This is a genomic window from Rhodopirellula maiorica SM1 (assembly GCF_000346295.1).
Taxonomy (GTDB): domain Bacteria; phylum Planctomycetota; class Planctomycetia; order Pirellulales; family Pirellulaceae; genus Novipirellula; species Novipirellula maiorica.
Map to the genome: position 1 here is coordinate 1 of NZ_ANOG01000589.1, position 14,279 is coordinate 14,279.

At 56.7% G+C, this 14,279-nt stretch carries 2 protein-coding genes; both read right to left on the bottom strand.

Annotated elements, in window-relative coordinates:
* Nucleotides 1-11,601 (bottom strand): DUF7948 domain-containing protein (locus RMSM_RS18735; protein ID WP_008699699.1); only part of this gene is annotated, 11,601 nt, incomplete at its 3' end.
* A 686-nt stretch (nucleotides 11,602-12,287) separates the two neighbouring features.
* Entirely contained in the window at nucleotides 12,288-14,267 is a 1,980-nt protein-coding gene (locus RMSM_RS18745; RefSeq protein ID WP_008699701.1) for an Ig-like domain-containing protein, read from the bottom strand.
* Nucleotides 14,268-14,279: the final 12 nt, after the last annotated feature.

A 14,279-nucleotide genomic window follows, 5' to 3' on the forward strand; every position in this document is an offset into this window, starting at 1 on the left:
GTCGGTAAGGCGATCGCCGCCCGCACTGGCAATGATCGAAGCAACGGATTGGCCGGCATTATCCGTTTGGTATTTGGTGATCGTTGACAGCGTCATCGAACCCGAGCTATCGAGGACCGGTGCATCGTTGACCGCCGTGATGTCGATGTTGACTGTACCCAGATCGACATCACCGCCACCGCCGCTGCCCGAATTGCCATTGTCATTGATCTTGACGTTGAGCGTGTCGACATCCCCGCCGTTCAGATTCGTGGTGGAGTGCAGGTACTTGATATTGCTGGCGGTATCAATGTAGGCGTTCAGATTCGCCAAAGTCCCGGTCAACGTCAACGTTCCGGTTCCGCTGCCACCGATCGTGACACCGCCACCGCTGGTCGCCGTCAAATTGCCACTGGTGGACGTCGTTAGCGTCACGGTCAGATTGCCATCGCCATGATCAACGTCGTTGAGATTGATTTGTGACAAATCCACATCGCTGCTGGTGTCTTCGGTTACCGTGATATCGCTTGGCAGCGAACCATCGTTGGTCGGATCATCGTTGACTGCATTGACGGTGATGACCACGCTTTGCGAATCAGTCAAGCCACCGGCGTCAGTGGCGACGACCGACAGCGTATCGCTTCCGGTGTAGTGAAGATCGCCAAGATACTCAAGCGTAGCAAGAGTCGCATTGATATCGGCCTGCGTGCCGGAGATCGTCATTGAGGCGGACGAGTTTGATCCCGCCGAAAATGATGCCGAACCTTGCAGTGTGACATCCAGCGTGCCCTGAGTAACGCTAAGTTGGACCGAAGTTACGTTTGAATCGGCGTCGCCGACCGAAATTCCATTAATCGCGTGTGTGCTGTCTTCACTAGCAGCTTGCGATCCTGGGACCGATAACGTCGGCGCGACGTTGATATCCAATACGTTGCCGAATTCGGATGTCCCCACGGCGGATAGGGTCGCCGTCGCGGTGATTTTGTCAGTATCGATCACGCCTGCGACCGTCAACGTGCCGCTGAAATTACCGTTGGCGTCGGCGGTCAAAGTGCCTAGCAGTGTTTTGCCGGATCCATTGTCGGCAATGAAAAATTCGACCTCCGCATTGGCAAACGTCGATTGGTTTGCCGCGCTGCCGACATATCCCGACAACGTCAATTCTGTACCAACGAGATTGGCATGCGTTAACACCGGATGATCCATTCCTTGACCAGGATCACTCGCCGAGGTCGTGCCATCATTGGCGGTCGCACCATCGTTTCCGAGATCGATACCCAAACCGGTATTGGCGAAAATCGAGTTGCCCAGAATCACGTTTCCAGCGGCGGTGCTGAGATTTAATATTCCGTGGCTACCGCTGTCGGTGATCACATTTCCTTGTCCCTCCGTCGTGCCTCCGATGGTCGTGTTGGCGACGTTGCTGAGTATGAAAATGCCGGAACCCGAGTTTCCGATCGACGCATCACCAGCGGCATTCAAACCGATGGCGTTACCTTGAATGCTCGTTCCGGTTGTCGAGGATCCCGATAGATAGATCCCGTCGCCACTGTTTCCTGAGATCACATTTCGAGCGGCCGCCGTCGATCCGCCGATTACATTGTTGGCCGAGCTCAGCACGTGGATGCCGCGACTATTCCCCAAGGCGGCGGTCCCCGCGGCATTGAGTCCAATGATGTTTCCTGCAACAAGATTGTTGCTCGCGCTTAAGTACACCCCATGGCCGGTGTTGCCGGAAATGACGTTGCCGGCACCGGCGATCGAGCCGCCGATTGTGTTGTTGGTGGCACTGGCGGCAATATTGACACCAGCTGTCGAATTGGCGATGGCGGCATCGCCGGCGGCATTCGTGCCGATGTAATTTCCTTGGACTTTGTTGCCGGTGGACGCCGATCCGCTGATATAGACGCCGTTGGCTGTGTTGCCCGAGATGACGTTCCGCTCGTTTGCAGTTGTTCCGCCGATCGTGTTGTTGGCGGATTGATAAATGTAAACCCCGGTACCGTTGGCGACTGCTGCGGTTCCTGCGGCGTTTAATCCGACATAGTTCCCTGTGACGATATTGCCGTCGCTGGCAATGTAGACGCCGGTGTTGGAATTGCCTGAGATCACGTTGCCGGCGCCCGCAGCACTGCCGCCGATAGTGATTCCGGTTGCATTGGTGGTCAGTCCGATGCCTTTGATCAAGTTGGCGATCCCGGCATCCCCGGCGGCGTTCGTGCCGATGTAATTGCCTTCGATCCGCGTCCCGGCCGAAGACGCACCGGTTACCAAAACGCCATCGATGCTGTTGCCCGAGATCACATTGCCCGCACCTGAGGCAGTGCCACCTATCAAGGTGTTTGCTGCATTTACAAGATACACACCGCGAGTATTTGAGATCGCGGCGTCTCCAGCGGCGTTCAGCCCGATAATGTTGCCGGCGACGATATTGTCCGAACTGCTGATGTAAACACCGGCGGTTGAATTTCCTGAGAAGACGTTGCGATCACCGATGGCCGAGCCACCGATCGTATTATTGTTCGCTCCGTTGGTAATGTTGACGCCATAGATATTGCCTTGCCCGCTGCTACCGCTGACGTCGGTGCCAATGAAATTACCGGTGATCGTATTGTTGTCGCTGTTGTTGATTTCGATGCCGGATCCGCTAAAGCGATTGATCACCAGCCCTCGAATCGTACTGCCATCGGATCCGGCAATTAACCGGATCCCCGATCCACCAGCATCGGTTCCATTCAGTTCGATTTGCAATACCGCGTTACTGCCAGCCGATGCCGAATTCACGCTCGATCCCGATTGCGTGTAGCCGTCGATCGTGATCGCGTCGGTGATACTCGGCAGCACACTCAATAAATCGATCGTGTGAACACCGACTCCGGCGATATTGAATCCGATCGTATCCATGCCGGCGGTATTGTTTGCGGCAATGATCGCTTCGCGCAGACTGATCTCGTCATCGGAGCCTTTATTTGCGTTCAGCCATTCGATGTCGTAGCTCGCACCGACCAAGATGCCGCTGTCGTTGTTGTCCACGTCGGTCGTGACGACTAAAACGTTGGACACATCGGTGACGGTAACGGTGATCGTTTGCGAGTCGGTGAGCGTGCCATCGGACACTTGGACGATGACTTCGTAGATATTGTCGCCTCCCGCATCACCGGGATTCTCAAAGTCGGGAGCAGCGATGAACGTCAACGCCCCCGTAGAATCATCGATGCTGAACAAGGCTGCGTCGGCACCACCCGCTTTTGAATACGTCAACGTTTGCGCGGGCACATCAATATCGCTCGCCGTGACGGTGGTGACGGTGGTGTCATTCTCTTGGACATTGATGTTGGCGGTCGCTCCGCCCCCATCGCTGGTGATCTCCGGCGCATCGTTGACATTGGTGATATCGACGTTGACGCTGCCGAGATTGACGTCGCTGCCGCCGCCAGTACCGGTATTGCCGTTGTCGTTGACATAGACCGTAATCGTGTCGGCATCGTCGCCTGCTTGATCCGCGACCGAGTGCAGATATTGGATGTTACTGGCAGTGTCGAGGTAGGTGTTTAGATCCGCCAGCGTTCCGGTCAACGTCAACGTGCCGCTGCCACTGCCCCCGATCGAGACTCCGCCACCGCTAATCGCCGACAAGTTCCCGCCGGTCGATGTGACTAGCTTTACGGTTAGAGCGCCGCCATCATGATCGGCATCGCTTAGATCGATCTGTGACAGATCGACGTCGCTACTGACGTCCTCGGTAACGGTGATATCGCTTGGCAAGCCAGCGGGGTTGGTGGGGGCATCGTTGGTTGCCGTGATGTTGACCGTCATCACGTCGGTGACGTAAAAGCTGCTTCCGAAACCTTGGCCCCCTGCGTTTCCATCGGCGAAATACCAAAGCAACTCAACCGACGCGTCGGGGGTGTCACTGTTGTTGGTATACGTCATTTGACGCAGAACGTTGTTGATATCGGTTTGATCCGGTATCTCGCCATTGGCATCGGTAAAGGTGATCAAGACAAGTCCCGCCGTTCGGGTGTCAACCGATGCGATGATTTGGCCGTTTTTGTACATCGAGTCTGCAGAAACGCTCAGCCCATTTCCATCACTAAAGCCGAACACGTCGTCTGCGTTGGCTCCTTCGCGGCGAATCAAGCCGATCGCTGCCCCGCTAAAGTTTCCAAGAGTGCTGAGTTCTTGGTCGAAAACACTGATGCTGTCGTCCAAGACAATCGCCGCTGCGCCTTCGACATAAGTTGGATTGGCATCGGCCAAATTGGCGGTTGGCGCAAAGTTCGTGTCCAGACTGCCGTCGGCGTTGTACTGGTTCAGCAAGAAACCGTTGCTTTGCATGTTGCCTGCAAGAGAAATACCGCCGCCGGAGAGCAGTTGCACGCTGTAGCCGTACTCTTGGGTGCCATTGACCACGGTGATGACGGTGCCCACCGAGTTGAAACTGGTATCCAGACTGCCGTCGGCGTTGTATTGCTGCAGCATCACGTCGTTGCTGCCCATCAAGTCGGTGCTTCCCGCGACGACAATGCGCTGCGTCGCCGTAATCGCAACACTATAGGCGTGTTCGGTGCCGCCTAGGTCCGATGTTTGCAACCCATCGCTATCAAACGACGTATCGAGCGATCCATCGCTGTTGTAGCGTGCGATGGCAAAGTCCAGATTAGCCGTTCCGGCGGCAACAATTTTGCCATCGGATTGCTGAGCCAGCCCGCTGATTCGTTCGTCACCGATTCCAAAATCGGTTGTTAACAATCCGTCGGTGTCAAAGGTGGTGTCCAGCACGCCTGAGGAAGTTAGACGCGCCAAGGCAAATTGGTTGTTGCTTTTTCCGCCCAGTACGATCTTGCCGTCTGTCTGGATGATCAGGGCGCTAGCGACATCGTCAGAGCTGACTGCAAAATCAATCTCGACTTTGCCGTCACTGCTAAAGGTGGTGTCGAGCGAACCATCGGTGTTGTAACGCACCACGGAAAAGTTATTGCCACCGGCATCGGTAGTACCGGCGGCGACGATTTTACCATCGCTTTGGATCGCCAGTTCGGCGGCGGAATCGATTCCATTGACGTCGGTAATCGCGTAGCCGTCGCCATCAAAACTGGTGTCCAGCACGCCGGCGGTGGTAAAGCGAGCGACGAGCAGGTCGTTATCCGACGAGCCCAAGACGACGATTTTGCCGTCGGATTGTAGTGCAACGTCCACGCCAAGCTCGCTTCCGCCCGCATCAAGCGTCACGATTCCATCACCACCGCCAAACGTCAAGTCGAGCTCGCCATTGGTGTCGAAACGGACGACGGTAATGTCGTTGTCGGCAAACGACGATGAACCAACCATCACGATCTTGCCGTCAATCTGGACGACGCTACTGAATCCGAGATCGAACAGACTGTCGGGAATCGGCACCGTCGTGCTGCCGTCGCCATCGCTACCGAACACCGGAGCATCGTTTAGCGGGATCACGTCAATCGTGACGGTATCGACCGATCGCAAGTTGTCCGCCGCTAGATTCGCGATTTCGTCCGCTGAAAGAGTGCGGTTGTAGATACGTGCTTCGTCGATGGATCCGTCAAAGTCGTAGTTCGTCGATCCATTGGCGTGGTATCCGATCGTGGTTTTGCCCGCACCATCGTAGACAATACTGGACGTCGAGTTGCTTTGCGCGACGCGTTGGCCATCGATGTAAAGCTGTTGGACATTGTTCGCATCGTCGAATGTAAAGGCGACGTGATGCCAACCTGTGCCCGCGATAAACCGGCCTGAGTCGATAGAGACCCAAGAGCTACCGTCATAAAATCGCCCCGTCACGCCGTTGCCGGTTTCATCGAGCCGCAGTATCAGCGAATCTGCGATGCTGATCACTTCGGATCCTTGTGATCCACTGACATCCAGATTCACCCACGCCGCGAGTGTCGCATCGGGCGAGCTGCCCAAGGTTCCGGCGATTTCGACTCCGTCACCGCTGCCATCCAGATTCAGCACGGTGCCGCGATCGGGATCGACCACTGTTGCCGCGTTCCCCTGCAGGACGCCATCATGTGATGTTCCGGCACTATCATCGCGAGCGTCACCGGAATCAAAACTATAGTGCCCCGCCAAATCAGCGATCGACGAGGTCGTCATCTGCAGATCAACGGCACCGCTAAAGTGAGCGTCGGGTCGGAACACCATCCCGTCAAATGCTGCGTTCAAGTCCGACTCGGTCCCTTGGATCACCATCGCATCGCTCGCATCCGCGCCGCTCAGGATCGTTAGACCTGTGGTTTGCGATAGTGTCAGAACACCACCGGTGACTGACAACGAGACTTGCAATCGATGGTTGCTAGGGCCGCCATCGCTAACCGTGACTGCGTTTCCGTTTGCGGAGCTAAAGACGAGCGGGTAGTCTTCGGCCACCGTCTGCGTACCGGGAACCGATTGTTCCGCTTCGCCGCTGATGTTTTTGACTAGGACATCAAAAGTCTTGTCGTAGCTATGCCCGGTGGCGGCCGTCACTCGCACGGTGACACTGTGGGTGGTATCGCTTTCGGTATCGAGCAGCGAAGAATCGGCAACGGTGATTTGGCCATTGTCAGCATCGATCGCGAATGCACCCGAGCTGGTCTGAGATGCGATCGAGTAGCTGATCTCGTTCGTTTGATCGAGCACGTCGTCGGCATCCCACTGGATCACGTAGCCAAAACTGGATGAGCTGTCGTGGTCTACCCATTCGCCCGTTCCCGTGATTCGAGCAAAATCGTCATCCGCCGCCGATGCGTTGGGGTTGCTCGGGTCCCAGTTTGTATAGGCGTCGTTCTGGCGGCTGCCTGAGAATGTTCCCAGCCAGAATGAGTCATCGTCGGTGTCACCGGTCTGCCATTGCCATAGTCCTTCGACCGTTTGATCGGATGCGCCAATCCATAGGTCCGCACCGACGGTGCTGCGAAAATCAGTGATCAATTCGTTTTCGGCAGCCGATCGAATGGTGACCAATTCACCCGCGACACCACTCAGCGACGATGCAATGGCGGCCGCTTGCGAATTTGCCCATGTTTCTGCGGTGCTGATCGTTTTGTAAAACTTGCCCGTTTCAGCGCTGTAAATCAACGTGGGATCGGCGGCCAACAGCGAAGCGATTTTTACATCACGTTCGTCATCGCTAGCATAAACGCTGCCGACAACCGTGCCCGTGTCCGCGTTTTCGTCAAGCAAAAAGGTGAGCGACGGTGTGCTGGGGGTGAAGCCCGTTTCGGCTGTATGAGTGACGGTCAAGTTGTTGCCGCTGACCGATTCGGTGATCACGCCATCGGCCGACAAACGATCAAAATCCCACTGCGCCAACAAACCACTTGTATTAAAAGGCAAACTGGAATTATAGGTGGCTGCGATTTCGGCTTTGCTGCGAACGTCGTCGAAAACGCGGACGTTGTAATAGGTTCCGTGAAAGGTTTGGCTGGTGTCAAAATTGGATCCATTGCCGTCTTGTTCTTGGCCAAACTGCAGCGTTCCACCGGCGTCAAAGGTTTGGCCGGTGTTCAGCCCCGAGCCGCTGTCGACCAAGATACCATTGACATACACTTGCCAATTGCCCGCCGCATTGTCCCACGTCACAGCAAGCGATTGCATCTGGCCATCGGACAAGCCGCGATAATCGATGGCAGTAGATGTGGTAAGTCCACCGTTGAAATAAAGTCCTAAATTGCCCGCGGCGTCAATGTACAGCAACAACTCATTGTCGGTCGACGGCGATGCATAGGCGAACAGCGGTTGCGCCCCGTTCGTGTCGGTCGATGAGTATTGAACTTCGATGGTGATCGACGTCCGCCCCCCAATGATTGCTCCGCCATCGTCGGCGACTAAGTAGACGTCGTCGCCGCCATCCTCGTTGATACTCAAGCCACCATCGAAGGTGGTGGCCACATCCATGGCGAGCGAATTCACCGCCGTGGTGCTGGCGAGGGACAATCCCCAAGGTTGCTCTTGCCACGTGGCGGTGTTCAAACCAATGTCGTCGCCTTGGAAGAACACGGACGCCGTCGCGGCGCTGGTCGCACCCGTTTCGGTGACGTTCAGCAAAAAGATGTCGTCCCGCGTCGTCGCGATTCCGCCAATCGCATTGTCGTCGGCGTGGAGGGTCGCCAGCAATTGACCGCTTGTCAGTGTGGTGTCGCCAATTTTGACGCTGCGTTCGACAAGATCGAGACCGCGGAAACCGGTGTCGACGCCAAAGTCGGTTCCGTCGAGCAAGATCGACATCGTTCCCGAACTGGTTGCTCCCAAGGTGCCCGGAGCGTATCGATAGACTCGGTTGGCGGAACCCGCGTGCGAAATCAGCAAGTCGCCCGCGTTCAAATTGGTCGGCGTTGTCGTTCCCACCGTCGTGGCTTGTTCGACCAAGGTGAACGCGTTGATGTCGAGGTTTCCGATCACGTCGGAACCATCAAACAATAGCGATAAGGTTCCGCTGGCGTAATTGCCAATCGTAACCGGTCGAAACAGCAAGATATCGTGAGCAAAAATCTGCTCGCTGCCGCCGTTGATCCATTCATCGGCCACGGTTGAAAACAGCACATCGCCGGCGAGCAGCTGAATATTGTTGCTGCCGACGGTGAGATCGCGGCCGACATAATGAATCCCGCTCAGCCGTGCGTCGCCATCATCAACCAGATCGTCAATGTTGAATACCGACGTTAGCGTACCGCTTGTCGAGGAACTGAAGCCCAGGTTCGGATCGCCTAGCTGCAAGACGGTACCACCGCTCCACGAATCCAGTCCGGAAACGCCACTTCCGCTGACATCGTTTTCGGTGTTCAGCCATAGATAGGCCTCAGGCGGCTGCGAAAACTTAGCAACAAACGCGTCACTCGCACCATCACTGGACTCATCGTGGGCACTGGCGCTCGCGTCAAAGTCCGACGATTGAGTTTGACCGGCAACGTAGATGTTTTCTGTCGAATCCAATGCGATCGCAAAACCGAATTCATCGGCGCTGCCGCCCAGGAATGTCGAGTAGACAAGGTCCGCAGCACCGCCGCCGAGCGGGTTGATCGCGGTGATAAAGGCGTCGGTCGTTCCATTTTTGCTGGTGTCATGGGCATCGGCGGTCGTCGGAAAGGTCGTCGAGTAAGTCGAACCGACGATCCATGCGACACCCGACGAATCCACCACGACTCCGCCCGCTTCGTCCGTGGCCGTACCGCCGAGCGCCGTCGAATATGCCAGCGACGCGGCGCCACTGAGCGTGGTGTCAAACACCGACAGAAATGCGTCGTCGTTTGCACCCGAGATCGATGTTTCATAGGCACCGGCTGTGACGTCAAAGTCCGATGAAATCGTCAGCCCCACGACGTACGCTCGGCCGTTGGCGTCCAACGCGATTGAGGAGGCTTGTTCCGCCATACTGCCGCCAAGGTAGCTGCTGTAGACGAGGTCAGTGGCGCCGCCCCCGAGCGGATTGATTTTTGCGACAAAGACGTCTTGGCCACCGCCGTTGGTGCTTTGGAACGCGTTGCCAGTGACCCCCATATCGGTGCTGCTAGTGACACCAGTGATGTACGCGGCGCCGGAATCGTCGATCGCGATATCCTTGGCCTCATCCGAAGCCGAACCGCCGAAGTAGGTGCCGTAGTCGATGCTCGATCCATCGGCACTAAAAACGGCCAAGAACGCGTCACGTCCTCCGCCAAATGTCGATTGGTACGAACTCGCCGTTGTCAGCGATGTAATCGAACCGGTTGCCACACCCGTCACATACGCTTGCCCCGAATCGTTGACTGCAACGCCATACGCCGAGTCATTGGAAAGGTTGGATCCAATGTAGCTGCCGTACAGGATCGACGATCCGCTGCTGTCTAGCTTCAGTACAAACCCGTCGGACGCGCCGCTGAGCGCTTCATCGTACGCGCCGACCGTGGTAGTGAAGTCCGAAGATGCTGTCTTTCCGACGACATAGGCGTTGCCACTGGCATCGATGTCGATGTCGTAACCAACGTCATTGCCGCTGCCCCCGAGGTACGTGGTGTAAAGCACCGTACTGCCATCGGTCGCCAGTTTAGTGACAAACACATCGTCGCTGCCGGTGGTGCCAAACGGACCGGTCGTGGCAGGGAAATCGGTCGACGTGGTGGTGCCGGTGATGTAGGCATTCCCGTCGGCATCAACCGCGATCGCGTTGGCCGAATCGGTGCCCAGCCCGCCGAGGTAGGTGCCGTAGTCCATGATCGGATCGATCACCAATTCACGCGAATGATCGTAGGCTCCTATTTCGAAACCGATGCTACCATCATCACGAATCAGATAGCGGCTTTGGACGGTTTCACGAACGCCGCTGGCGGATTGTTGGTAACTATAGGGAGCACGAAAACGAATCGTTTGTTCGTTGCCTGCTAACGTCATCACCAATTCGCCGCTGTCACTGATGGAAACCGAATCAGCACCTCGCATATTCAGCGTGATTTGGTCGGCATCGGCGCCCGCCGCGACAATAAAGTCGTACTCTAATTGTCGGCCGTGACCATAGTAGCGGACGTCGATCCCATCGTAGACGTCGTCGTACTGGACGGCGGCAAAGTTCGCGACGTCACGGATCCAATTTTCCTGGACACCGACCAGATAGTTGCTGCGGCCCACCAATTCATCGACCCCGACAACCGAAGTCGGCTGATTTTCGGAAACGATGTCGATCGTGAACACTGCGCCATCGAGATTCACCACCGCATCCCCGTCGGTCAAGAAAACGGTGTAGCCATCGCCACGCGACACGAAGTCGACAGTGTCAGCGGTCTGGCCCATGTTTTCTTCAAACGCCAATGCGGTGGCGGCGGAGTCGGATGGGGAGGGAGCACCCGACTCCGCCAGTTCGGTCGAAAGCATTCCGAACCATTCTCGCGATGCGAGCACACGGGCAAGATCGACCTCGCCCACCGTGTACTCGAGGTCCCAGTCGCCGCCGCGCGAGGAATGGCCAGTCACGTCTTCGCTTGCGGCGACATCACAGTCACAGACGATTGACAGGATGTCGATCAGATCGCGACCCGATTCGGTTGACGCGAGATCACAACCGTAGATGAACAGGTCGGCATCGCTGTCGAGTGCATACCCCCACGAAGCGATCTCGCCGGCATAGTTGGGGGCGGCATCGAGATCCAATCGCGTATTGCCAAGCTGGATGCCCTCGCCGTCGCCGTGGCTGAGCAAATGCACCGCATCCACGCTGGTTAAATTGCGCAGCGTCTCGGTGATTTGCAGTAAACCGTCTTGCTCGGCTTGCAAATGCACGATCAACCATTGGGTCTGCCCGGCGGATGTGCCACGCAATCCCTGCACCAACGTCTCGGCATCTTCGATCGCCGCATCGACAAAGACAACTTCGATCGGTCGTGCGGGATCTAGAGCATCGGCATCGACCAGCGTCTCGACTTCGCTGCCATCAACGCTGGCATCGTCGATGTGGTTGGGAGCAGGCGAGGGTGACGGCGGTGTTTGCGGAGCGAGATCGTTCGTTGCCTCGCCATCTGCTGCGGAAAGGTGGCTCAGGAGTGCCATTTCCAGATCCCCGTCAACGTCCATCGACCCATCGAGACCATCGAGACCGTCGCCGCTTAGCAGGATACGGTCTTCGAGAGGGTAAAAGTCGAATTCGCGACTCATCGATTTTCAGTCCATGGAGATTCGTCGTCGGAGCATACTGACGTGCCGATGTCATCTCGGCTCCTTCACTTGATGGAGATCTTGACCCCCGAGCGTTGGGGGGTGGAGACGAGAGGTCTAGTACCTATCTTCGCCCTCTTGGGCCTCGACTTCTACAATCAGAAAAAGAAACCGGACTGGAGCGACTTTTCGGATTGGTCCGGAGCTACGGTTTGCGAGGTTGGTTCCGGAAACGTGATACGAACCTCGTCCATTACCTCTAAAGCTGGTAGGTCGCCCAATGCGATTCTGGCAACGCTGATGTGGAACGGATCCAAGCCACTCGATGCGTCACCGGACGGTTCGACATCTTTTCCTGCCCGCCGCCTTCGCGGCGCTGATCGAGGGTGGCGGAACCAAGAGTCGAGTGAGCTGCGGCGTCCTATTACCGATGACAACGTCGGCTATTGGTTGGGCAGGAAGATGAAGGGGGCAGGAAGATGGGATGCCGTAGCATTGTCCAGCTTTCTCTATTTTCCTGCGTGATCGAATCCTCACCGGCCCATTTGGGAGCTAATCATGTCGTTGAGGTGGATTCGCTAATCGACCTTCGCTGCACTGAACGGTGTTACAAGTCGTGTCGTGATCCCGAGTCGCGGGGATTCGTGACCTCGTCCACTACCTTGAAGCGGTTTTGCTGTCGTCATCTAATCCAAGAACGTTGTCACATCGGCTTTGGATTTACGGACGCCGTCGCCTTCGCGATAAACCGACAACAGTGCCGAAGGATCGATCATTCGCCACGCGGGCATGCTGCCGAAAATGGTCGTCAACAAGACGCCGCCGCGAAGTGCCCACAGCACGTAGCCGACGGACGCGAGTCCCGCGCCGACTCCGAGTCCACCGATCTCGCCAGCGCCGAAAAAGGTCGAATCTTCGGCCGCCACCGAGCCCTGATTATTCCACTCGGTCCACTGGATCGCTTGCACCAAATCGACGACCAACAGTTGATCGAGCATTTGAGACATTTGCACATTACCTCGTTTCATGTGTATGTGCGACGAACCGCCCCAGGAAAATCCTTGTCCTTGAAATCCTTGATTCGATTCGTCTTGATTGCTATCCCCGATTTGGATGCTGGAATCGCGACTGACCGATGCAGCGGGCTGTTTGGATTGTCCCTTCTCGCTGGACGTATCCTCGTTCTGGTTCGGTGTATCCGCGGTTGTTGGAACCAATGGGACCGCGCCGGTGGTTGTCGAACCGCCATCGCCGTCGCCGCTGACTCCATCTCCGGAATCACTATCGGACGTGTCGCCGCTTCCACCGCTATCGCCACTCGTATCGCCGGTTCCGCTGTCTCCGGATCCGCCATCCCCCGATCCGCCACTGCCACCCGACCCGCTTCCCGATCCGCCACCGCCTCCGGCAATCACCGTAATGGTGACGGTGACAACGTTGCTGTTCAAACTGCCATCGCTGGCGAGATAGGTAAACGTGTCGCTGCCAAAGTAAGCACCGCTGGGTGTATAGACAATACTGCCGTTGGCCGATGTACTGAGCACGCCATGACTTGGCCCTGAAACCAAAACCATTTGGATCGAGTCGCCGTCGACATCGACGTCATTAACCAACACACCCGGAGCCGCAATCGTGAGCGTTTCTCCGGCGTTCATCGAGTAGTTGTCGCCGGTTGCCACCGGAGCTTCATTAACATCGATCACGGCGATCGAAAAATTTGCGAAGCTTGAGGACCCATCGCTCGAGTCGGCGCGGACCGTAATCGTGTGGCTCGTAGCAGTTTCGTAGTCGATCGCTCCGGATACGGTCACAATTCCGCTAGCCGAATCGATCGCAAACCGTCCTCCGGCACTGTCGGACAACGAGTAAGTCACGTTGTTGGACGTTCCATCGGGGTCAACCGCCAATGCGGTGATACCGACGGTCGTTCCAAAGGCCGCGTTCTCGTTGACTTGATTGGGATTACCATCCGCATCGGTGGCAGCGGCTACGTTGAATTCATTGACGTCGTTCAGATAGACCGTGAACGTTTCGTCATACGTGTCACCGGCGGCGTCTTGCACACGCACCGTGATATCGTGCTGAGTGGCGGCTTCGTAATCAAGTTGACTTGAATCAGCAACACGGATATTGCCTGATGCATCGATAGTGAAACGACCATTTGCTGTGTCGGTCAACGAATACAGCACGCTGTCGGCGTTGTCGCGGTCGTCGGTCGTGACGGTGCCGACGACTTGCCCGTTGGCGGTTCCTTCGTCAATCGTCATCCCCGTCGCCGTCATATCGTGCGGCGCGTCGTTTTGGCCTTGAATGGTGATCGTGATCTGCTGCGTTGACGTGGCGCCCGAGGCGTCGACCATCGTGTAGGTGAACACATCGGTTAACGTGTCCGATGCTGTCCTCAGTGCTTCGACCGCCGCATTGCTGTTGTCAACCGCGTAGCTGTACGATCCATCGGAGTTGATGGTGATGGCACCGTAAGAGCCCGAAACATTGGTTCCCACGGCGCCCGAGGCGCTCGCGGCCGTTCCAGCCACCACGCCACTGACCGTTTTCGTTTCACCGTTGCCCACCGCATCGGGATCGGTGTCGTTGGTCAACACGTTGCCGGTCGGATCGACGCCCGCGGTTCCGTTGGCGACCCGCTGCTTCGACTGCGGTCGCACTATCGGTCACTG